The following is a 22,972-nucleotide window of genomic DNA, read 5'->3' on the forward strand; positions in this document are numbered from 1 at the left end:
GCGTTATCCCAGTTTACGTGCGCCAGCCGTATCAAGACGGCAGATATGGACGAAGCCTTCATCGTTCTGCAGATAGTGCTGGCTCAGCCAGTCGGCCATCTGCTGCGCCGTTTCCATCTGGTTGCAAACGGCAAATAGCGTGGGGCCGGAGCCCGATATTCCACAGGCCAGCGCGCCAATATCCTGCGCGGCCTGGCGAGCCTCGGCAAAGCCCGGTAGCAGCTGAGTACGATAAGGCTCAGCAATGACATCCTGCATAAGTTTAGCCGCCAGCGCGGGTTGGCGCGTATGACAGGCGTGAACAAAGCCTGCCAGCAGACGACCGTGTTTGATGCAGTCCTGCTTTGCATACTGCGCAGGTAAAATCGCCCGCGCTTCCGCCGTCGAGACTTTAATACCCGGATAGGCCATGACCCACAGCCAGTCGTCAAATCCGGGTACGGCCTGACTGATAATGCCGTTTTCTTCCAGCATCAGCTGAATACCGCCAAGGAAGCAGGGCGCGACATTATCGTAATGTACGCTACCGGAGATGCGCCCTTCCAGTTCTCCCATCAGGGTCAGGAGCTGAGTTTCATCAAGCGGGTTACCACAAAATTCATTCATCGCCATCAGGCCAGCCACCACGGAGCAGGCGCTGGAGCCGAGGCCGGAGCCGATCGGCATATTTTTTTCCAGCGTCATCGCTACAGGTACGGTTTTGCCAATCGCTTCACAGAAACGCTGCCAGCACTGATAGACGATGTTCTCTTTGGGATCGCTGGGCAGCTTACTGACAAAACGTCCCGCATTGCTTAGGCTAAAGCTGTCGGCCGCCTCGACCGACACGCAGTCACCCAGCAATGTACCATCCACTGGCGATACCGCCGCGCCCAGCACGTCAAAACCCACGCTGACGTTACCGATTGAGGCCGGCGCATAAATTTTTACCATCATTACACTCCCAACTTCCATGACAGTGTGCGCAGCAGATCGGCAAACACGCCCGCAGCTGTCACATCGTTTCCTGCACCGTATCCGCGCAATACTAACGGAATCGGCTGATAATAGCGGCTGTAAAAGGCCAGCGCGTTTTCGCCATTTTTGACTTTGAAAAGCGGATCGTTACCGTCAACCGCATCGATCTTCACTTTACATGCCCCGCCCTCTTCGATCACGCCAACCAGACGCAGCACTTTGCCTTCAGCACGTGCCTGTTCCACCCTGGCTGCAATCGCCGCATCGGCTTCGGGTAACTGCGCCATAAACTGGTCAACATCGGCGATGGCATTCAGATGCGCGGGCAGCAGGGGTTCGATTTCAATGTCGCTCATTTCGAGCGAATGCCCCGCTTCACGCGCCAGAATCAGCAGCTTGCGCGCGACATCCGTACCTGAGAGATCGTCACGAGGATCGGGCTCGGTAAAGCCCATCTCGCGTGCCATCCTGGTCGCTTCTGACAGCGATACACCTTCATCCAGCTTGCCAAAAATATAGGATAGCGATCCTGATAAAATTCCAGAGAACCTGATCAACTCATCGCCTGCATTGAGCAGATTTTGCAGGTTCTCAATGACGGGTAAACCCGCGCCGACGTTAGTGTCATACAGGAACTTACGACGCGATCCCGCCGCCGCCACACGCATCTTCTGATAGTATTCCCACGACGAGGTGTTGGCCTTTTTATTCGGCGTGACCACGTGAAAACCTTCCGCCAGAAAATCTGCGTACTGGTCGGCAACCGCCTGGCTCGAGGTACAGTCCACAATCACCGGATTCAGTAAATGATACTCTTTAACCAGGCGAATTAAGCGCCCCAGGTTAAACGGCTCTTTGGCCTGCGCCATTTCGCCTTTCCAGTCGCTGAGATCGATACCGTGCACGTTGGTTAACAGCGCCCGGGAATTCGCAATGCCGCAAACGCGGAGATCGATGTGCTTTTGTTTAAGCCACGTCTGCTGGCGATGCAGCTGATCCAGCAGGGCGCCGCCGACTCCGCCGACGCCCACCACAAAAACCTCAATCACCTGGTCGGTGGCAAACAGCATCTGATGCACGACGCGCACGCCCGTGGTGACGTCATCATTATTGACCACGACCGAAATAGAGCGTTCAGACGATCCCTGAGCGATAGCGATAATGTTGATATTGGCGCGCGCCAGGGCAGAGAAGAATTTCGCTGAAATCCCGCGCAGGGTGCGCATGCCATCCCCTACAACCGAGATCACCGCCAGATTTTCGATAACGTCCAGCGCATCCAGCAATCCATCTTTCAGTTCAAGATAGAATTCGTCTTCCAGCACACGGCGCGCTCGCGCCTGCTCGCTCTGAGGAACACAGAAGCTGATGCTGTATTCAGAAGAAGACTGGGTGATTAACACCACTGAAATCCCGGTGCGTGACATGGTCGCGAACACGCGGGCGGCCATGCCCACCATGCCTTTCATCCCCGGGCCAGACACGTTAAACATCGCCATATTATTCAGGTTGGTGATGCCCTTAACCGGGAATTCATCCTGTTCACCATTGGCGCTGATCAGCGTACCTGGGGCCTGCGGATTGGCCGTGTTTTTAATCAGGCAAGGGATCTGGAACTGGGCGATAGGCGCGATAGTCCGTGGATGCAGGACTTTCGCCCCGAAATAGGAGAGCTCCATCGCCTCCTGGTATGACATGGATTTGAGCAGGCGGGCATCCGGCACCTGACGGGGATCACAGGTATAAACCCCGTCTACGTCGGTCCAGATTTCGCAGCAATCGGCACGCAGACAAGCCGCCAACACGGCAGCAGAGTAGTCGGAACCGTTTCGGCCCAGCACCACCAGCTCGCCCCGCTCATTACCGGCGGTAAAACCGGCCATCAGGATCATATTTTCAGCCGGAATTTTACTGGCTTCGATGCGGCGGGTTGATTCTGCGATATCCACGGTAGACTCGAGATAGTGGCCGATGGCTAACAGCTTCTCGACCGGATCGATAACGCTGACGCCATAACCTCGTGCCTCAAGCAGCTTTTCCATAATCGCAATCGAGAGCTTCTCACCACGACAGATCATCGCGGCGTTGACGCTGTCAGGGCACTGTCCCAACAGGCTGATCCCGTGCAGCACCTGTTTAAGCTGAGCAAACTCGCTGTCTACGCGGCTTTTAAGCCCGTCATAGTCGAAACCGGGTTGCGCCTCGGCCAGCCCCTGCAGCAGCTCCGCAAAGATGCGCGTCGCGTCACTGATATTCGGCAGCGCATCCTGACCGCTAATGGTTTTTTCGATCATCGCGACCAGATGGTTGGTAATCTTAGCGGGCGCAGAAAGCACGGTGGCAACCTGTCCCTGTTGCGCATTACTTTCCAGAATATCGGCCACGCGCAGAAAACGCTCTGCATTAGCAACCGAGGTCCCACCGAATTTCAGCACTCGCATGATGTCAACTCTCCTGATTTTGAGTCAAAAAAAAACCCGCACTCGTGAGGTGCGGGCTTCTTTTCTGTTTTTCCTGGATGCGTCAGCCCGCCCCTTTACCGATCGTAATGGTAATGGTGGTGGTAATAATTGTGGTGTTCAGGCTGTGATTACGCATTCAGATTTATTTTTTCTGTCTGTCATTGATTGTCCGTCTGCGTCAAGAAGTAAAGCAAAGCGCACATTAAGTCAACGGTTTTATCCGTTGCGCAAATACAGACCACAATGTTTAGCATGCTGTTAAACAAAAAAAGCCTGGTGAATCGTTTGTTATACCGCATTTCGTTAACATCTGTGACTGTATAGTCACGCTTAACCCGAGGATTTATCTGCCAGCTTTTTTTCCACGTCATGCAACAAACGGTGCAACATCGCACTGTCGCGCTGCTCTAACAGGCCAATACGCTGATTAATCCAGTCGGCCATTTTATTGTCGTCACTCACCTCTAACCGGCTCAGTAACTGTTCAAACCGCTGGCGCAGGGCTTGGAGCTGCTGACCATCGGCCGCTGGGGCGACAGGCGCAGCCACCTGATTGAGCGCCGACAGCTGGTAACAGTAAACCATAACGGCCTGCCCCAGGTTCAGTGAAGGATAATCGTTTGCCATTGGAATGCCGGTGAGCAGGTCAACCTGCTCCAGCTCTTCATTGGTCAGCCCGCTGTCTTCACGGCCAAATACCAATGCCATGCTGTTTACCCACTGACGTTTTTCCCGCAGTTGCGCTTCCACCTGCTGCGGCGTTGCATAATAGCGGAACCTGGCCCGACTTCGCGCGGTCGTGGCGACGGAAAAGTCGATGTCTGCCAGCGCTTCGGCCAGCGTATCAAAGGTTTTTATCCTGTCCAGAATATCACCTGCGCCATGAGCTACGCGGCGGGCGGCCGGATCCTGCCATGCATCACTGGCAACAATACGCATTTCATTAAAGCCCATGGTTTTCATGGCACGCGCCGCCGCGCCAATATTTTCTGCCCGGGCAGGTGAGACGAGGATAAGAGGAAAAAGCATGATCATTCCATCAGTAAATGTGCACGCTGCTAGTGTAACACGCACCTGCTTTATTGAGGGATATAGGTGGTCATGTTAAGACTCTGACATACATGTTAAAACACGTTAAAAAAGGCCGGAGCGCGCCTTTTTATCATAAAGTGCACATTATCAAAACCTTCAAAATAAAAGCCTTTCATTTCAGTCCACTGTAATAGTAAGTTTCTAACATCATATTTAGTGATAAGCCGGGCTGGCGGGGACAAAAATGAGACGTAATGTCAGCCAGCACGCTATTTTTTGAGATGTTTTTCACAGAAATGTTAACGTGCTACAATTGCATTTGATATAAGTCAACGAAGCGTTGTTTTTATGCTTACCAGTTGTTGTTATTGCTGTTAGGTTGCTGTTAATACAGTTAGTATGTGTTTCAAATTATTATTCCGCAGGGCATGGAATTTTTACCCCGGCAGGCTGGCGAATACGGTTGTTGACCTTGATAAAAGCTTATCAAAATTTACTTTTGTACAACGGTTCAGCAAAGCTTGCCGTTCTCCGCACTGGAGAGCACCTAACCGCTGTACGCCCTGTTTTCAATTTAGTTGGCAAAATTAGGTAGCTAAACATGCAGACCCCGCACATTCTCATCGTTGAAGACGAACTGGTCACGCGCAATACCCTCAAAAGCATTTTTGAGGCGGAAGGTTATGTCGTGTACGAAGCGACCGATGGTGCAGAGATGCACCAGGTGTTGACCGACAATGATGTCAATCTGGTTATTATGGACATCAATCTGCCGGGTAAAAACGGCCTGTTACTGGCACGTGAACTGCGTGAGCAAGCCAATGTCGCATTGATGTTCCTGACCGGACGCGATAACGAAGTCGATAAAATTCTTGGGCTGGAAATTGGTGCAGACGACTACATTACTAAGCCGTTTAACCCACGCGAATTAACTATTCGTGCACGTAACCTGCTGTTGCGCACCATGAATTTGCCTTTACCCAATGAAGAGCGTCGCCAGGTTGAAAGCTATAAGTTCAACGGCTGGGAGCTGGACATCAACAGCCGCTCACTCATCAATCCCAACGGTGAGCAGTACAAACTGCCGCGCAGTGAGTTCCGTGCCATGCTGCACTTCTGCGAAAACCCCGGCAAGATTCAGACGCGTGCTGATTTGCTGAAGAAAATGACCGGACGCGATCTCAAGCCACACGACCGTACTGTTGACGTGACAATCCGTCGTATCCGTAAACATTTTGAATCCACGCCAGATACCCCTGAAATCATCGCCACCATTCACGGCGAAGGTTATCGTTTCTGTGGTGACCTGCAGGATTAAGCTGGCAATCATTTAACGCCCTTACGGGCGTTTAATGATTGCCTTAGTGCCACGGCATAATCGGTACGGCGCTTAGCGCATTTTTAGGTGAACCATCCACCACTTTATCTGAGTAAGCCAGATAAATTAATGCGTTACGCTTGCTGTCAAAGAAACGCACGACCTGCAGTTTCTTGAAGATCAGCGATGTGCGCTGACGAAACACTACGTCACCCTGTGCTTTGCCTTTGGCAATTTTCTCGCTCAGTTCTACCGGCCCGATTTGCTGACACGAAATGGCCGCGTCTGATGTATCTTCCGCTAATCCCAGCCCGCCCTTGATACCGCCTGTTTTCGCCCGGCTGATGTAGCAGGTGACATTTTTTACGTCGGGATCGTCGAATGCCTCAACCACAATTTTGTGGTCGGGTCCAAACATCTTAAACACAGTGTCGACGGAGCCAATCTCTTCAGCCAGAAGCGGACTGGAAAACAGCAAACCCGCGAAGGTGACGAGCAGGAGACGAGGTATTGTCATTGAGTTACCATTGCAAATGTAATAGATGAGCATGTAATGTACTGTCAATCGATACAATAACCAACGTAAAAAGGGTATAAATTCCCGCGTAGATAGCACAACCATCCCAGTCAAAACCAAACATGTCTTTAAAGCAATAAGTGCTATTATTCGTCGACTTCATTTAGCTGCGCCACCAGAGTATGAGGATGTTTTATGGACCAAGCCGGTATCATTCGCGATTTGCTTGCCTGGCTGGAGAGCCATTTGGATCAACCACTTTCACTGGATAACGTTTCCACTAAAGCCGGTTATTCTAAATGGCATCTACAACGGATGTTTAAAGACGTTACCGGACACGCCATTGGCGCCTATATCCGGGCACGACGTCTTTCCAAAGCCGCGGTGGCACTTCGCCTGACCAGCCGCCCGATTCTCGATATTGCTTTGCAGTATCGGTTTGATTCACAGCAGACCTTTACACGAGCCTTTAAAAAGCAGTTTAATCAAACACCTGCATGGTATCGCCGCTCGTCTGACTGGAATTCATTTGGTATTCGCCCACCCATTCGGTTAGGAAACGATCAGCAGCCGGAATCGCAGTTCGTCACCCTGCCGGAGACCGTTCTGGTGGGACAGACACAGAGCTACACCTGTACCCTGGAACAAATTTCCAGCTACCGCGATGAAATGCGTGTCCATTTCTGGAAACAGTTTCTGTTGGAAACGGATACGGTTCCGCCCGTGCTCTACGGTCTGCACCAGGTCCGTGCCAGTCATGAAAAAGACGATGAGCAGGAGATTCTGTACACCACAGCCGTGCCAACCGACAGCGCGACCAATATGCATTCGGGCCAGAAGGTCATTCTTGAAGCCGGGGATTACGTTCAGTTCAACTACAGCGGTCCGCGCGTTGAACTTCAGGAGTTTATTCTGTTGTTATACGGTACCTGCATGCCGACGCTGGGCCTGACGCGCCGCATGGGGCAGGACATCGAGCGCTTTATTACCCACGGCGGTAAAAAGCGCAGCGAACCGCCTACAGAGATTCGTTGTGAATATCTGATCCCGATTCGCCGTTAATACCTGGTGTGATGCCGCCGTAATGACGGCATCATCGATTAACGCTGAAGCTCGTCCATCGCGGGTTCGTCGAGGTGGGCAATATCACCCGCCGTTTCCACGACCCAACCCTGTGCCAGCCATGCGCTCTGCTGATGATCAACGCGGGAAATCGAACAGTTGCGCAGGCGCAGGCGACGTTCGGCATAGGCCGGTAGTCCCAGAATGGTGCTGACCAGCACGCCCAGCGCCATGCCGTGGCTGACCAGTAGCGGGCGGCTCCCTGCCGGCAGCGCCAGGCAGGCATTAAGTGCCTCCTGCATACGCTGCGCCAGTTCCGTCATGGATTCGCCCTGAGGAATGCGGCCGCCCTCGCTGCCGTTCACCAGCGAAGCACGCCAGCCCTCTTCTTCCGGGCTCAGTTCATCTAGCAATCGTTTTTCCAGTATGCCCATGTTCAGCTCCCGCAGTCGCGGGTCGAAAGTGATATCACAACCACAGGCATCGGCAATGATTTCAGCGGTGCGCCGGGTGCGCCCTAAATCGCTGGAAATAATATGCGTGATACCGGCGCTTTTGATGCGTTCACCGACCTGACGGGCTTGTTGCTCACCTTTTTCCGTCAGCGGACTGTCGGAGTGCCCTTGAATGCGACGTTCTGCATTCCATACCGTTTCACCGTGACGAACAAGATAGACCTGTAGCATGCTTAGTTTCCGTTATACTGCGACCAAAATCGCCTTAATTACCTGAGGGTTCAATTAATTATGTACCATGTTGTCGCAGCTACCATCAATCCAGCGAAGATTCGTGCGATTGCTCAGGCATTCAACGACGTTTTCGGCGAGGGATCCTGCCATATCGAAGGGGTCGAGGTCGAGAGCGGCGTTGCGGCACAGCCTTTAACCAACCTCGAAACGCGAACTGGCGCACGCCAGCGCGTGATGAATGCCCGTCAGGTTCGTCCGGAAGCCGACTTCTGGGTGGCGATTGAAGCCGGAATTGAAGAAGAGTGCGCTTTTGCCTGGATGGTGGTGGAAAACCAGAAACAGCGGGGAGAGTCACGTTCGGCCAGTTTTACCCTGCCGCCGGTGGTGATGGCCGGTTTACGTGAAGGACGCGAACTGGGTGAGGAGATGGCGCGCCTCACCGGCATCGACAATATTAAGCACAAAGGCGGCGCAATCGGCACCCTGACCCAGGGCCTGCTCAGCCGCTCCAGCGTTTACCACCAGGCTCTGATACTGGCGCTCTGCCCGCTAACCCATCCGTTCTATCAGCAGTAATCAGCGACGCGTCAGGTGTGCTTCCAGCCACTGCTTCAGTGCCGGAGGCGCCTCTTTCAGGCTATTTGATCCGCGGGTAATCGTGGCAATGCCCACGCCCAGTTCGTTTTTCAGTTCACGCTGGCTGATGTCGCCATTCAGCAGCGATTCAATGATACGCAAGCGTGTACCAAAGGACTCTCGTTCATCTGGCGTCGTCATCAGCTGTAACAGCGGCAGCGCCTGGTTATCCGCAAAAGCCTGTTGCATCAGCTCAACAAAACGCAGCCAGTGCGCGTCCGTAGCCGGGTCAGTCGTGGATGGCACAGAGGGTTGATTCATGAGAGGCTTCCGTACTCGCTAAAGAGTACGGAAGCTTAACACAGCTAGTAGCGGCGATTCCACTCAGCATCGGACAGGATCTTGTCCGGCTGACCCAGGAAGTAGCGGTAGTACGCATCATAGGCCAGCACATTCTTCACGTAACCCCGGGTTTCCGAAAACGGAATGGTTTCGATAAAGGCGACGGCGTTGAGATTGCCTGCTGTACTGCCTTGCCAGGTCCGTACGCGTCCCGGGCCGGCATTGTAAGCCGCTGAGGCGAATATCCGGTTCTTATCAAACTGCTGATAAACATACTCCAGATATTGCGTCCCGATCTGAATGTTGGTCTGCGGATCGAACAGCTGAGACGCGTTCACATAGCCCGGGATGCTAAACATCTTCACGGTGTGTGTTGCGGTCGTCGGCATAATCTGCATCAGTCCGCTGGCACCCACCGGGGAACGGGCTTTCGGGTTCCATGCACTTTCCTGACGGGAAATCGCCATCGCATAACTCTGCGGAATGGATTTACCCTGGGTGTTCTGCTTATACAGATCCTGCCATGCCAGCGGGAAACGCTCCTTCAGGCTGTCCCACATTTTCGCGGTGATCGTGGCCTGTACGCTCAGATCCCACCAGTCCTGTTCGCTTGCGTAGCGCGCCAGCATCTGCTGCTGGACATGGGTTTTGCTGCCGATCAGGTTGGCCCACTCGCTGCGTGCCAGATTGTCCATGCCCCAGTACATCAGCTCACGCACGCGTGCGAGTTCTGGCCCCTGGGTGGTTGCCGCGTCAGGTTTGGGTGCCGCATCGACCTGAAGAGGATAGTCCACCCCTAAACGTTGTGCGGCAACCATAGGATAAAAACCGCGCTCTTTCATCAGCTTACGCAGAATGTCATCGGCTTCTTCTTTGCGATCTTTTGAATAAAGCAAATCGGCCTGCCAGTACTGCCACTCGTCTTTCTCTTTCGCTTCAACCGGCAGACGCGCAATCCAGGTGTTCAGGCCACGACGATCGTTTTCACTCAGCGCCAGGCGCACCCGCCGTTCTACTAACGCGGTCGATTCGCTTTTCATCACCACCGCATCGCGCCAGCGCGCCTGCTCGGAGGTCAGATCGCTGCCCATCATCCGCCAGACGACAATCTCTTTCAGCGCCTGCTCATCTTCTGGCCCCATTTTTTGCGCGCGCACCAGCTCAGGGATCAGGCTACGGGCTGTTTCCATATCGGCACGGGCAACGCGGGTAAAGGCAAAAATCGTGGCCTGGCGCGTGAAGTCGGTTGCGCCCACGCTGTTGGCAAAGGTCGTGACGGACTGAGGATCTTTCTGCAACGCCAGTAATGCATCCGACATCGTCTTGTAATCGGCAGGCAGCGTTTTGGCCAGATAGCTGACCAGGCTGTCATTGCCCGCTTTCATTGCCAGGCGGATACGTTCAAGAATAGTGATGGGAGAAAGCTGACCGCTGGCCTGCCACACGGAGAAGAGCTTATCGCAGTCATTCGGCAGGGCCGTGCCGCGCAGCCAAATGGCTTTGGCACCGTCAAATGCCGCCTGCTGCTTTCCGGTTGACCATTTGGCATAGTACCAGTTACAACGTGCCTGCACCGGCGTGGGCTCGTCGGGGCTGAAGTTAAGCACGCCTTGCCAGTCCTGACGATGCGCCAGTACGTTAACAAAACGCGTTTTCAGCGAGCGCGCTGGCGGTAAAGTCGGATACTTTTGAATAAAATTTTGTACTGCCAGGCTGGTTTCCTGGTCCAGGTCCTGCGCCAGCAGACGGTATTCTAAATAAGGATAAAGCGGATAATCCTGTAGCGTCGGTAACAGCTGTTCAACTGTTGCCATCTGATTACTGTCCCAGGCCTGCTTAATTTGTTGATATCGTTGCCGTTGTTGATCAAGCGAATCAGCCCATGCGCTGCCGGCCGTGCTGACCAGGCAGATCCCTATCATCCAGTTACGCCACTTCTCCACGTAAATCTCCTCTGTTGCTGGGCGCTGGCTCTGTGCCAGACGTTATTCATGCTAACCAGGGGAAGCCACTCTTGCCATGTTCTTCACAAAATTTACCTTCGCACCGCTTTAACGCACCCTGATGTCACACTGCCTGCGCGACAACTGTGCGTTTTATCATCACATCTTCTTATGGCTGTTCGAATTATCTCATTGATTCATGGCATTAAAATTCTGGCACGTCCTTTGCTCTGTTGAATCCCATCTTGTATACCTGTTGGAATTCACTGCATGGCTTCGACATTCGGTTTGACCCTTAATGACTGGCAGCAACGCGTTCGGCAACACCCGGAGCAGGTTCACACGCTGCTGGCTGAACACCTTTCTGAGCTGGATCCAGACGATAATGCGTGGATCTGTCTTGCCACTCCCGCCCAGTTAGTGGCGCAAACTGAGCCGCTCCTGGCGCGTTACCAGCAGGATCCGGATGCCCTTCCACTGTTCGGTGTTCCCTTTGCCGTGAAAGATAACATTGACGTGGCTGGCTGGCCGACAACGGCAGCCTGCCCTGCATTCCGTTATATCGCCGCCGAGGATGCCTTTGTGGTGGCACAGCTTAAAGCGGCGGGCGCGGTGGTGATGGGGAAAACTAACCTCGACCAGTTTGCTACCGGACTGGTCGGTACACGTTCACCTTACGGCGCGGTATGTAACACCTTCGACCCGGACTTTGTAAGCGGCGGCTCCAGTTCGGGATCGGCCTCGGTACTGGCTCGAGGGCTGGTGGCGTTCTCTTTGGGTACCGATACCGCCGGTTCTGGCCGGGTGCCCGCCGGTTTCAACAATATTGTCGGTCTGAAACCGACCAAGGGCTGGCTGTCTGCGCGCGGTGTCGTTCCTGCCTGCCGCCTGAACGACACAATTTCTGTCTTTGCGCTGACGGTGGACGATGCGTTTCGCGTCGCCAGCCTGGCGGGAGGATACGATGCTCAGGATGCCTACTCGCGCGTTCATCCTCGTACGGCGCCCGCGGGCATGAAATCCCATCCTGATTTCGCAATTCCTGCCGCCCCCGTGTTTTTTGATGATGCAGCTGCCGAAGCGGCCTGGGACGCCGCGCTGACCGCACTGCAGGACAGCGGCGCCACGCTGCATCCGATTGATTTCACCCCCTTCATGCAGCTCGCCGAACAGCTCTACTACGGCCCGTGGGTGGCGGAGCGCACCGCTGCCGTAGGCGAGATGCTCAACCACCCGGAGAAGATGGATCCGGTGGTGCACAGCATTATCTCGACGGGTCTGAAATACAGTGCCGTCGAGGCCTTTGAGGCCGAATACCTGCGCGCCCGGCTGGCGCGCCAGATTCAGCAGGCTCTGGCGCCGTTTGATGCGCTGGTCGTGCCCACGTCCCCCACGATCTATACCCTGGATGAGATGCAGCAGGAGCCGGTGATTTACAACTCACATTTTGGTACTTACACCAACTTTACCAATCTGGCCGATCTTGCCGCACTGGCGCTGCCCGCCCCTTTCAGAAACGACGATCTGCCCGCGGGCATTACGCTCATCGCCCCCGCCTGGCATGACCGCGCGCTGGCGCAGTTTGGCCTGCGCTGGCAGCAGGCTATGGCCCTGCCGCGCGGCGCCACTGGCAAGGCCCAACCCGCTGAACCTGCGCCGCTTCCCCCTTCGGACGACCATGTTCGTCTTGCGGTCGTGGGCGCGCACCTGACCGGCATGCCACTTAACTTTCAGCTCACGCAACGCCAGGCCGTCCGGGTAGAAGAGACCCAGACGGCCAGCCAGTATCGCCTGTTTGCCCTGCTGGATGGCCCGGTCAAAAAGCCGGGACTGATGCGGGCGGAACAGGGCGCCGCCATCGCCGTCGAGCTCTGGGATATCCCCCTGGCGCGCTTTGGCGAATTCGTGGCCGAAATCCCACAACCCCTAGGCATTGGCAGCCTCACGCTTGCCGATGGTCGCGTGGTGAAAGGGTTTATTTGTGAAGGTTCCGCGCTGACGCACGCGCTGGAGATTACCGAATTCGGCGGCTGGCGTAACTGGCTCGCTTCTCTGGAGAGTTAATCAATCATGTTCAGCACCGTTCTGATTGCCAATCGTGGCGAAATTGCCTGCCGCGCTATCCGTACCCTGAAACGTTTGGGCATTACCAGCGTCGCGGTCTTTTCCAATGCCGACCGTAACGCGCAACATGTCAAAGATGCCGATATCGCTATTTGTCTGGGCGGTGACAAAGCCAGCGACAGCTATCTGCGCATTGATAAAATTCTGGCGGCCGCGCAGGAAAGCGGCGCCCAGGCTGTCTGGCCGGGCTACGGTTTTCTCTCTGAAAGCCTGCCGTTTGCCGCCGCCTGTGAGGAGACCGGCATCGTATTTGTTGGACCGACAGCGCAGCAAATTGGTGAGTTCGGTTTAAAGCACCGTGCCCGTGAACTGGCAGCGCACGCCGGTGTTCCCATGACGCCAGGCACGCCGCTGCTCGACTCGCTGGATGACGCCCTGGCCGCCGCGAGCCATATTGGTTATCCGGTGATGTTAAAAAGCACGGCCGGGGGCGGCGGCATCGGCCTGACGCGCTGCGCGGATGCCGAGGCGCTCCGGCATGCCTGGGAGAGCGTGCGCCGGCTTGGCGAACAGTTCTTCAGCGACGCAGGCGTATTTCTTGAGCGCTGCATCGATCATGCCCGCCATGTTGAGGTACAGATCTTTGGCGACGGCAAAGGCACCGTGGTCGCTCTGGGCGAGCGCGACTGCTCTCTGCAACGCCGCAACCAGAAAGTGGTAGAAGAAACGCCCGCTCCCTGTTTGCCCGCTGCAACCCGCGATGCGCTGCTCGCCTCGGCAGTCCGGTTGGGCGAGGTGGTCAATTACCGCAGCGCGGGCACCGTCGAATACATTTACGATGCGCAGCAGGACGCCTTCTATTTCCTGGAGGTCAATACCCGCCTGCAGGTTGAACATCCGGTCACCGAATGCGTCACGGGTCTTGACCTGGTCGAGTGCATGTTGCGCGTGGCTGCCGATGAAGCGATCGACTGGCCGCGCCTGCAGCAGGCACCTCAGGGCGCCTCGATCGAAGTCCGGCTCTACGCTGAAGATCCGCTTAAACATTTTCAGCCTTGTCCCGGTGTCTTAACCCATGTGCACTTTCCCGAGGATGTGCGCGTCGATAGTGGAATCAGCACCGGTAGCGACGTATCGAGCTACTACGATCCCATGATCGCCAAGCTGATCGTTCATGCTGAAACCCGGGACGCCGCGCTGACCAAACTGCAACGCGCGCTTAATGCCACTCAACTGCACGGCATCGCAACCAATCTTGATTACCTGCGGCAGGTCATCGCCACCGACGCCTTCCAGAGCGGCAACGTCTGGACTGGTTTTCTGGATGATTTCACACCGTCGGCCGCGGTGGTGGAAGTTCTGCAGCCCGGCACCTTTAGCTCCGTGCAGGACGTTCCGGGCCGCCTTGGCTACTGGGATATCGGCGTACCGCCCTCCGGCCCCATGGACGACTATGCTTTCCGGCTGGCTAACCGTATCGTCGGCAATCATGAGGCCGCAGCAGGACTGGAATTTACCTTACAGGGCCCGACGCTGCGTTTTCATTGTGCGACGACAATTGCCCTGACCGGCGCTGACTGCGCCGCCATGCTGGATGGTGAACCCGTTGCAAACTGGCAGCCTGTCACGGTCAATGCGGGACAAACGCTCACGCTGGGCCGCGCGCTGCAAGGCTGTCGCTGTTACCTGGCCATCCGTAATGGGTTTGACGTACCGGAATACCTCGGCAGCCGCTCCACTTTCTCGCTCGGTCAGTTTGGCGGGCACGCGGGGCGGACGCTGCGGGTTGCCGATATGCTGCCGGTTTCCCAGCCGCTGCTGGCCGCCTGCACCACACCGGCCCCGATCAGCGCGCCCCAGGCGCTCAGCCCGGCGCTGATACCGACCTACACGAACGAATGGCACATTGGCGTGCTGTACGGGCCGCACGGCGCACCTGACTTCTTCACCCAGGCCGCCATCGACGACTTTTTTGCCAGCGACTGGCAGGTACACTACAACTCAAACCGCCTTGGCGTACGCCTGGTCGGGCCAAAACCGAGCTGGGCTCGCGCTAACGGCGGTGAGGCCGGTCTGCATCCTTCCAACGTACATGACTGCGAGTATGCTATCGGCGCAGTCAACTTTACCGGTGATTTCCCGGTGATCCTCACCCACGACGGCCCCAGCCTTGGCGGCTTTGTCTGCCCGGTAACGATAGCCAAAGCCGAGCTGTGGAAAGTCGGTCAGGTTAAACCTGGTGACAGCATCCGTTTTCACCCCATCAGCGTAGAGGAAGCGACCGCGCGGGAACAGGCTCAGAAGCAGGTGATTGCCACACTGCGGCCCCACTCTGCGCCCGCGTTTGACGTCCCCTCGCTGGCTGAAAACCGCTTTGGTTCCGGCACCCTGCTCGCCGCTGTCGCCGCCACGGAAACCTCCCCCAGGGCGGTCTATCGCCAGGCCGGTGATAAATACATCCTCATCGAATATGGCGACAACGTCCTCGATCTGGCATTGCGTCTGCGTGTGCATTTGTTAATGGAGTCGCTGCGTGCTCAGCCTGTTACCGGGATCGAAGAGCTCTCTCCCGGCGTACGCTCGCTGCAAATTCGCTACGACAGCCTGGTCCTGAGCCAGTCGCAGTTAATGAACGTGCTGCTGGAACGGGAAGCGATGCTCGGCAATGTCAGTCACCTGAAAGTTCCGTCACGCATCGTCTGGCTGCCGATGGCCTTTGAAGACAGCGCGACGCTCGGTGCGGTGGAACGCTATAAAGAAACCGTGCGTGCCAGCGCGCCCTGGCTGCCAAATAATGTCGATTTTATTCAGCGCATTAACGGATTAACCAGCCGCGACCAGGTCCGCGACACGATCTTTGAGGCCAGCTATCTGATTTTAGGGCTGGGGGATGTGTACCTTGGCGCGCCCTGCGCCGTGCCTGTCGATCCCCGTCACCGCCTGCTGAGTTCCAAATACAGCCCGGCCCGTACCTTTACGGCAGAAGGCACCGTCGGCATCGGCGGGATGTATATGTGCATTTACGGCATGGACTCGCCCGGCGGCTATCAGCTGGTGGGCCGTACCTTACCTATCTGGAACAAGTTCCTCAAAAATGCGCAGTTTACTGCAGGCGAACCCTGGCTGCTGCGCTTCTTCGATCAGGTGCGCTTTTATCCCGTAACGGAAGAGGCGCTGACGCAGTTACGTGACGATTTCCGCGAAGGTCGCGCCGCGCTGCGTATTGACGAAACTGAATTTGACTTTGCCGCTCACCAACAATTCCTGGCGGATAACGCTCAGGACATCACGGCGTTTCGCCAGCGTCAGGCAGCGGCTTTCGAGCAGGAAGTCACACGCTGGTCGCAGGAGGAACAGGAGATCGCCTCTCCGCCAGATATCACGCCTCATACCGCCGCTGAAGATGACAGCGCGCACGCGGTGCAGGCAGATATGAACGGCAATATCTGGAAAGTGCTGGTACAGCCCGGGGATGACGTCAGCGCGGGTCAGACGCTGGTGATTGTTGAGGCAATGAAAATGGAGCTGGCGATTGCAGCCCCCTGCGCCGGTCGGGTGAAACGCATCGCCTGTCAGGCAGGGCGCGCCGTCAGCCCTGGCGATACGCTGCTGTGGCTGGAATAAGGAGAGCCGATGACAACCCGTTTACCCCGTAATAAAGCGCGTCCGGAAGCCCTGGCGGAACGTGTTTACCAGACGCTGAAAAACGACATTTTTGAGTTTCGCCTGATGCCCGGTGACCGCTTCAGCGAGAGTGAAATTGCTGAACGTATGGCGGTCAGCCGCACGCCAGTCCGGCAGGCACTGTTCTGGCTGGAGCGTGAAGGCTATGTCGATGTGTGGTTTCGCAGCGGATGGCAGGTCAAAACCTTCGATTTTGCCTATTTCGAAGAGCTGTACGATCTGCGCACGGTACTGGAGTGCGAAGCCGTGAAGCGTCTGTGCGAACTGCCCTCGGCGCAGTGCGCCGCCCGGCTGCGCGAGCTTTATCAGTTCTGGTGTGAGGCCGCCCGGCTGGATGACGGCAAGAAAGTGTCGCAGCACGATGAGGCCTTTCATATGACGCTGGTCGCCGCCGCAGGCAACAGTGAGATCGCGCGTATTCACGCTGAACTGACCGAGAAGATCCGCATTATTCGTCGTCTCGATTTTACCCGCGAAGACAGGATCGCGGCGACGTATCGCGAGCACGCGCAAATTTTACAGGCCATTTTTTTGCAGCAGACCGGCAAAGCCCAGCAGATGCTGAGCGAACACATTGCCGCCAGTAAGGCTGAGGTCAGGAAGATCACGATCCATATGTTACAGCAGGCCAGGCTCCAACCCATCGAATAACGCATCCATCTAACCAGGGGTTTAACATTGATGAAAAGACGTTCATTGCTCAAGGCTTTTGCACTCTCCGCTACCGTTGCAGGTATGGGATTCTCATGGAACGCCCAGGCGGCTGACACCATCAAAGTGGGTATTATGCACTCGCTTTCCGGCACTATGGCGATTTCCGAAACGCCACTGAAAGATGTCGCCCTGATGACCATTGATGAAATCAATGCGAAAGGTGGCGTGCTGGGTAAAAAGCTCGAACCGGTGGTGGTGGATCCCGCCTCAAACTGGCCGCTCTTTGCCGAAAAGGCGCGCCAGCTGCTGACCCAGGACAAAACTGCGGTGGTGTTTGGCTGCTGGACCTCGGTATCACGAAAATCCGTGCTGCCGGTCTTCGAAGAGCTGAACGGCCTGCTCTTCTACCCGGTACAGTATGAAGGTGAAGAGATGTCACCGAACGTCTTCTACACCGGGGCAGCCCCTAATCAGCAGGCTATTCCGGCAGTGGAATACCTGATGAGCCAGGATGGCGGCGGCGCGAAACGCTTCTTCCTGTTGGGAACAGATTATGTGTATCCCCGCACGACCAACAAAATTTTGCGGGCTTTCCTGCACACCAAAGGCGTACAGGATAAAGACATCGAAGAAGTTTATACCCCGTTCGGCTACAGCGATTACCAGACCATCGTGTCCAATATCAAGAAGTTCGCCGCAGGCGGGAAAACCGCGGTGGTCTCCACCATCAACGGGGATTCCAACGTGCCGTTTTACAAAGAGCTGGCGAATCAGGGCATCAAAGCCACCGATATACCGGTGGTGGCGTTCTCAGTGGGCGAAGAAGAACTCCGTGGAATTGATACCAAACCGCTGGTCGGCCAGCTCGCCGCCTGGAACTACTTCGAATCGCTGGATAACCCGACCAACGCCAAATTTGTCGCCGATTACCGTGCTTATGCCAAAGCCCATAACCTGCCGAATGCCAGCAGCGTTGTGACGAACGATCCGATGGAGGCGACCTACGTAGGGATCCATATGTGGGCGCAGGCCGTCGAAAAAGCGGGCACCACCGACGTGGATAAGGTGCGCGCCGCAATGGCCGGTCAGACCTTTAAAGCGCCGGATGGCTTTACCCTGACGATGGATCAGACTAACCACCATCTGCATAAACCCGTGATGATTGGCGAAGTGGAAGAAAACGGTCAGTTCAACGTGGTCTGGCAAACCGACAAACCGGTACGCGCCCAACCCTGGAGCCCGTATATCCCCGGTAATGACAAAAAACCCGATCACCCGATGAAAACGTCTCAGTAAGACAGGTGCCGCCCCTGATCCCTCTGTGGGGCGGCAGTAAGGACTTCCTATGATCGCCTATTTGATGAGGCTCTCCCATGACGCTTCGCCTGTGTTTCTTTAGTTTTTTGCTGCTCCTGCCGCTGTTTGCCAGCGCCGGACCGGCGGCCGACTTCGCCGCGGCGAGCCGCGCTCAGCAGGCGGAATTGCTGCAACAGTGGGCCGCTGCGCCAGATGTCAGCCGGTTGCCGCTGCTTCAGGCGCTGAAAGCCGAAACCGTGGTCACGGATCAGGATCGTCATCCTTTTAGCCAAACCGGTAATGGGCTCCAGCCGCTGGATACGTCATCACAGCCGAAGGGCGCGCTAAAAAAACTGTTTATGAATAACCGGTTGCGCGTGCTGGTCGCCAGTGCGCTCGCCGCACATCAACTGGTGAGCAGCGACGCCAGCGTACGCCTGAGTGCGGCACAGCAGTTACAAAATGACGCCGCCGCCGATCTTCTCCCGCTGATTACGCAACGCCTGAGCCTCGAAAAGGATGCGCGCGTGCATGCCGCGCTGGCGATGGCGGCGGCCAGCCTGCAACTGTCCAGCCCTCAACCCATGGTTCGGCTGCGGGCGGTGAAACTGCTGGGCGAGTCCGGCGATCCTAACACCCAGGCCAGCCTGCAACGGCTGACCCAGCCCACAGTGGAGCCCGATGAAACCGTACGCGAGGCGGCAAAAGAAAGCCTGCAACAGATTAAAAGCCGCCTGATGTGGGGCGATCTGTTGGGCCAGGCGTTTAGCGGCCTGTCGCTGGGTTCGATACTGCTGCTTGCCGCCCTGGGCCTGGCGATTACCTACGGCCTGCTGGGCGTGATCAATATGGCGCACGGGGAAATGTTGATGCTGGGTGCCTACGCGACCTGGATGGTGCAAAACCTGTTTCAGCAGTTCGCGCCGCATTACATCGGCTGGTATCCGCTGCTGGCGCTCCCGGTCGCCTTTGGGTTAACGGCGGTTATCGGTATGGCGCTGGAGCGCACCATTATCCGTCACCTGTATGGCCGTCCACTGGAAACCCTGTTAGCCACCTGGGGCATCAGCCTGATGCTGATTCAGCTGGTGCGGATGCTGTTTGGCGCGCAGAACCTTGAGGTTGCGAACCCCGCCTGGCTGTCCGGCGGATTGCAGGTGCTGCCGAATCTGGTTCTGCCCTGGAACCGTATTGCGGTCATTCTGTTCGTGGTGTTTGTGCTGATCCTGACCTGGCTGCTGCTGAACCGCACGCGGCTGGGGATGAACGTGCGGGCGGTAACGCAAAACCGGGCCATGGCCGACTGCTGCGGCGTGCCAACAGGCCGAGTCGATATGCTGGCTTTTGGCCTGGGCTCCGGCATCGCCGGGCTGGGCGGCGTGGCCCTGTCCCAGTTGGGAAATGTCGGACCGGAACTGGGCCAGGGCTACATTATTGACTCTTTCCTGGTGGTGGTGCTCGGCGGTGTGGGGCAACTGGCCGGCACCGTCGTGGCTGCGCTGGGGCTGGGCATTCTCAATAAAGTGCTGGAGCCGCAAATCGGCGCGGTGCTGGGGAAAATCCTGATTCTGGTCATGATCGTGCTGTTTATTCAAAAACGTCCGCAAGGGTTATTTGCGGTGAAAGGAAGGGTGACTGACTAATGACGCAACCCATCTCCTTACGTCTGGCTCGTCAGGCCCCGCGCCTGACGCTGGGTATTGGCGCACTGGTTACGCTGATGCTGCTGATCATGCCATTTCTGGCGCTGCTGCCGGCCACCCATCCGCTGGCGATATCGACCTATACCTTAACCCTGGTGGGTAAAATTCTGTGCTATGCGGTGGTCGCGGTGGCGCTGGATCTGGTCTGGGGTTATGCCGGTTTACTCTCTCTGGGACACGGCCTGTTTTTTGCTCTGGGCGGCTATGCGATGGGCATGTACCTGATGCGCCAGGCGGCGGGCGACGGCGTACCGGCCTTTATGGCCTTTCTCTCCTGGGATCGGCTGCCGTGGTTTTGGGCGGGCACCCAGCATTTTGCCTGGGCGCTGTGCCTGATTGTACTGGTTCCCGGCCTGCTGGCGCTGGTCTTTGGTTTTTTCGCCTTCCGCTCGAAAATCAAAGGGGTTTATTTCTCCATCATGACCCAGGCGCTGACCTATGCCGGCATGCTGCTGTTTTTCCGCAATGAAACCGGCTTTGGTGGCAACAACGGCTTTACCGGCTTCACCACCCTGCTGGGTTTTAATGTTACCGCCACGGGCACGCGCATCGGCCTGTTTGTCGCGACGGTGATATTGCTGTTAGTCAGTTTAGGCCTGGGTTTTGTCCTGGCACGCAGTAAATTCGGCCGGGTGCTGACGGCGGTCCGCGACGCGGAAAACCGTCTGATGTTCTGCGGTTACGATCCCCGTGGCTTTAAGCTGTTCGTCTGGACGCTGTCCGCCGTGTTATGCGGCATGGCGGGCGCACTTTATGTGCCTCAGGTCGGCATTATTAATCCTGGTGAAATGTCCCCCACCAACTCCATCGAAGCCGCTATCTGGGTCGCACTGGGTGGACGCGGCACCTTAATTGGCCCGCTGCTGGGCGCCGCGATTGTTAACGGCGCGAAGAGCCTGTTTACCGTTGCCTTCCCCGAGTACTGGCTGTTCTTTCTGGGGATGATGTTTATTCTGGTCACGCTGTTTCTGCCGCGTGGCGTGATTGGCTTACTCCGCCGGAGAAAAGATGACTGAGCACCCGTATACCCAATCATTTCCCGCCGATCGTCATCGTGTTCAGCGCGATCCGGTGCTGCAACTGGAAGCCGTCACCGTCTCTTTTGATGGCTTTCGCGCCCTGTCCGATCTGTCCTTACAGATAGGCGTGGGCGAACTGCGCTGTGTGATCGGCCCTAACGGCGCTGGAAAAACCACGCTAATGGATGTGATTACCGGTAAAACACGACCGGATAAGGGCCGGGTCATTTACGATCAGGATAATGACCTGACCAGCCACTCCCCCGTTGAGATTGCCCGTCGCGGTATCGGACGCAAATTTCAGAAACCCACGGTGTTTGAAGCGCTGACGGTGTTTGAAAATCTGGAAATTGCCCTGAAAACCACCAAAACCGTTTGGGCCAGCCTGCGCGCACGGCTTAACAGCGAGCAGCGGGATCGGATTGACGAGGTCCTCGTCCTGTTGCGGCTTACGGGTTCGCGTCACCGCCAGGCGGGCCTGTTGTCGCATGGACAGAAACAGTTTCTTGAGATCGGCATGCTGCTGGTGCAGGAGCCGCACCTGCTTCTGCTGGATGAACCTGCGGCCGGCATGACCGATGCGGAAACCGACTATACCGCCGAGCTGTTCCGTAGCCTGGCAGGGAAACACTCACTCATGGTGGTTGAACACGACATGGGCTTTGTGGAAACCATTGCCGACTACGTCACGGTTTTGCATCAAGGCAAGGTGCTGGCGGAAGGTTCGCTGCGCGAGGTTCAGGCCAACGAGCAGGTCATCGACGTTTATTTGGGGCGCTAAATGTTACAGGTATCTGAACTGCATCAGTATTACGGTGGCAGCCATATTCTACGCGGCCTGTCTTTTGAGGTAAAAACAGGCGAAATCACCTGCCTGCTGGGCCGTAACGGCGTGGGCAAAACCACGCTGCTGAAATGCCTGATGGGATTGATTCCGGCCAAATCGGGTGAGGTACGCTGGCAGGACAAGCCGATCGGGACGCGCAAGCCGCATCAGCGCGTGCAGTCCGGCATCGCTTACGTGCCACAGGGCCGCGAAATTTTCCCCCGTCTCACGGTTGAGGAGAATCTGCTAATGGGCCTGTCCCGCTTCTCCGCCTCACAGGCCAAACAGGTGCCTGATGAGATCTATCAGCTGTTTCCCGTGCTGTTCGACATGAAGTCGCGGCGCGGAGGCGACCTGTCCGGGGGACAACAGCAGCAGTTAGCGATTGGTCGCGCGCTGGCAAGTCGTCCGCAGTTGCTGATCCTCGACGAGCCGACGGAAGGGATCCAGCCGTCGGTGATCAAAGAGATTGGCATGGTGATCCGTCAGTTGGCGCAGCGCGGCGATATGGCGATTCTGCTGGTTGAGCAATTCTATGATTTCGCCGCTGAGTTGGCCGACAGCTATCTGGTGATGTCGCGCGGCGAGATTATCCAGCGCGGTCGTGGCAGTGACATGGAGGCGGATAACGTGCGCGGTCTGGTTGCCATCTGACATCTCCTCCCCGGCAGGCCAGATCGCCTGGCCTGCCTTCACGTTGTACGTGAAGCGTGTTGAATGTTTCTCCCTCGCCCCGCCCGATACAACCTGCCCGAAAAGGCTTCCCTGACGCACGTTCCACGCGTGTTTACCCCGTTAGCCTGCAATTTCTTTAACAATAACGCAGTA

The 22,972-nt window shown here is 56.4% G+C and carries 19 protein-coding genes and 1 other annotated feature; of the genes, 11 read left to right on the forward strand and 8 right to left on the reverse strand.

Features of this window, described 5'->3' with window-relative positions; translation table 11 throughout:
• Window positions 1-3: 3 nt before the first annotated feature.
• The 4 genes from thrB to NXS97_RS09840 all read right to left on the reverse strand — a co-directional run bounded on the left by thrB (window position 4) and on the right by NXS97_RS09840 (window position 4,448).
• Entirely contained in the window at window positions 4-933 is a 930-nt protein-coding gene (gene thrB, locus NXS97_RS09830) for a homoserine kinase (protein ID WP_024472265.1), read from the reverse strand.
• Window positions 934-935: 2 nt separating this feature from the next.
• A complete protein-coding gene (gene thrA / locus NXS97_RS09835) occupies window positions 936-3,398 on the reverse strand; it encodes a bifunctional aspartate kinase/homoserine dehydrogenase I (RefSeq protein ID WP_013024550.1) in 2,463 nt (820 codons plus the stop codon).
• A 25-nt stretch (window positions 3,399-3,423) separates the two neighbouring features.
• Window positions 3,424-3,548 (reverse strand) — a sequence feature (Thr leader region).
• Window positions 3,481-3,555, reverse strand: a complete 75-nt coding sequence (gene thrL / locus NXS97_RS23310; RefSeq protein WP_109707012.1) for a thr operon leader peptide — start codon at window positions 3,553-3,555, stop codon at window positions 3,481-3,483. Its footprint overlaps the feature before it by 68 nt.
• 194 nt (window positions 3,556-3,749) lie before the next feature.
• Window positions 3,750-4,448: a tRNA/rRNA methyltransferase gene (locus tag NXS97_RS09840; protein ID WP_014606619.1), complete on the reverse strand. Its 699-nt coding sequence runs from the start codon at window positions 4,446-4,448 to the stop codon at window positions 3,750-3,752.
• 604 nt (window positions 4,449-5,052) lie between these two features.
• On the opposite strand from NXS97_RS09840, the gene arcA reads away from it, so the two are divergent.
• On the forward strand, window positions 5,053-5,769 hold the full coding sequence (gene arcA / locus NXS97_RS09845) for a two-component system response regulator ArcA (RefSeq protein WP_013024548.1): 717 nt from the start codon (window positions 5,053-5,055) through the stop codon (window positions 5,767-5,769).
• Between the two features lie 43 nt (window positions 5,770-5,812).
• On the opposite strand, the gene creA is transcribed toward arcA, so the two are convergent.
• Window positions 5,813-6,286, reverse strand: coding sequence for a protein CreA (gene creA, locus NXS97_RS09850; RefSeq protein WP_019106396.1), 474 nt, complete (start codon window positions 6,284-6,286; stop codon window positions 5,813-5,815).
• A 195-nt stretch (window positions 6,287-6,481) separates the two neighbouring features.
• On the opposite strand from creA, the gene robA reads away from it, so the two are divergent.
• Window positions 6,482-7,348, forward strand: coding sequence for an MDR efflux pump AcrAB transcriptional activator RobA (gene robA, locus NXS97_RS09855; protein ID WP_013024546.1), 867 nt, complete (start codon window positions 6,482-6,484; stop codon window positions 7,346-7,348).
• Between the two features lie 38 nt (window positions 7,349-7,386).
• Here robA and gpmB read toward each other — a convergent pair whose 3' ends face one another.
• Window positions 7,387-8,034, reverse strand: a complete 648-nt coding sequence (gene gpmB, locus NXS97_RS09860; RefSeq protein WP_014606621.1) for a 2,3-diphosphoglycerate-dependent phosphoglycerate mutase GpmB — start codon at window positions 8,032-8,034, stop codon at window positions 7,387-7,389.
• A 60-nt stretch (window positions 8,035-8,094) separates the two neighbouring features.
• Between gpmB and yjjX the strand changes: the two genes are divergently transcribed.
• The gene (gene yjjX / locus NXS97_RS09865; RefSeq protein ID WP_013024544.1) at window positions 8,095-8,613 is read left to right on the forward strand and encodes an inosine/xanthosine triphosphatase; all 519 of its coding nucleotides are present in this window, start codon (window positions 8,095-8,097) and stop codon (window positions 8,611-8,613) included.
• Here yjjX and trpR read toward each other — a convergent pair whose 3' ends face one another.
• Both trpR and sltY read right to left on the reverse strand, forming a co-directional pair.
• The gene (trpR, locus tag NXS97_RS09870) at window positions 8,614-8,934 is read right to left on the reverse strand and encodes a trp operon repressor (RefSeq protein ID WP_013024543.1); all 321 of its coding nucleotides are present in this window, start codon (window positions 8,932-8,934) and stop codon (window positions 8,614-8,616) included.
• A gap of 44 nt (window positions 8,935-8,978) precedes the next feature.
• A complete protein-coding gene (gene sltY / locus NXS97_RS09875; RefSeq protein WP_116220015.1) occupies window positions 8,979-10,898 on the reverse strand; it encodes a murein transglycosylase in 1,920 nt (639 codons plus the stop codon).
• Between the two features lie 270 nt (window positions 10,899-11,168).
• Between sltY and atzF the strand changes: the two genes are divergently transcribed.
• The 8 genes from atzF (at window position 11,169) to urtE (ending at window position 22,798) form a co-directional block, all read left to right on the forward strand.
• Window positions 11,169-12,962, forward strand: a complete 1,794-nt coding sequence (gene atzF, locus NXS97_RS09880) for an allophanate hydrolase (protein ID WP_112900235.1) — start codon at window positions 11,169-11,171, stop codon at window positions 12,960-12,962.
• A gap of 6 nt (window positions 12,963-12,968) precedes the next feature.
• Window positions 12,969-16,586 carry an urea carboxylase gene (gene uca / locus NXS97_RS09885; protein WP_116220014.1) on the forward strand — a complete coding sequence of 1,206 codons (3,618 nt, stop codon included), beginning with the start codon at window positions 12,969-12,971 and terminating at the stop codon, window positions 16,584-16,586.
• Window positions 16,587-16,595: 9 nt separating this feature from the next.
• Window positions 16,596-17,297: a GntR family transcriptional regulator gene (locus tag NXS97_RS09890; RefSeq protein WP_013024540.1), complete on the forward strand. Its 702-nt coding sequence runs from the start codon at window positions 16,596-16,598 to the stop codon at window positions 17,295-17,297.
• A gap of 30 nt (window positions 17,298-17,327) precedes the next feature.
• Window positions 17,328-18,596: an urea ABC transporter substrate-binding protein gene (urtA, locus tag NXS97_RS09895; protein ID WP_064373188.1), complete on the forward strand. Its 1,269-nt coding sequence runs from the start codon at window positions 17,328-17,330 to the stop codon at window positions 18,594-18,596.
• Between the two features lie 77 nt (window positions 18,597-18,673).
• Window positions 18,674-20,239 (forward strand): urea ABC transporter permease subunit UrtB, encoded by a 1,566-nt coding sequence (gene urtB / locus NXS97_RS09900; RefSeq protein WP_013024538.1) that lies wholly within the window; start codon window positions 18,674-18,676, stop codon window positions 20,237-20,239.
• Window positions 20,239-21,315, forward strand: coding sequence for an urea ABC transporter permease subunit UrtC (urtC, locus tag NXS97_RS09905; RefSeq protein ID WP_013024537.1), 1,077 nt, complete (start codon window positions 20,239-20,241; stop codon window positions 21,313-21,315). Before urtB ends, urtC begins: the two co-directional genes overlap by 1 nt.
• Window positions 21,308-22,099, forward strand: coding sequence for an urea ABC transporter ATP-binding protein UrtD (gene urtD, locus NXS97_RS09910; RefSeq protein WP_014595297.1), 792 nt, complete (start codon window positions 21,308-21,310; stop codon window positions 22,097-22,099). The genes urtC and urtD overlap by 8 nt, the downstream gene beginning before the upstream one ends.
• A complete protein-coding gene (gene urtE / locus NXS97_RS09915) occupies window positions 22,100-22,798 on the forward strand; it encodes an urea ABC transporter ATP-binding subunit UrtE (RefSeq protein ID WP_029568447.1) in 699 nt (232 codons plus the stop codon). It abuts the gene before it with no gap.
• The last annotated feature ends 174 nt before the right edge of the window (window positions 22,799-22,972 follow it).

Source organism: Pantoea sp. B623 (genome assembly GCF_024814475.1).
Lineage (GTDB): Bacteria > Pseudomonadota > Gammaproteobacteria > Enterobacterales > Enterobacteriaceae > Pantoea > Pantoea ananatis.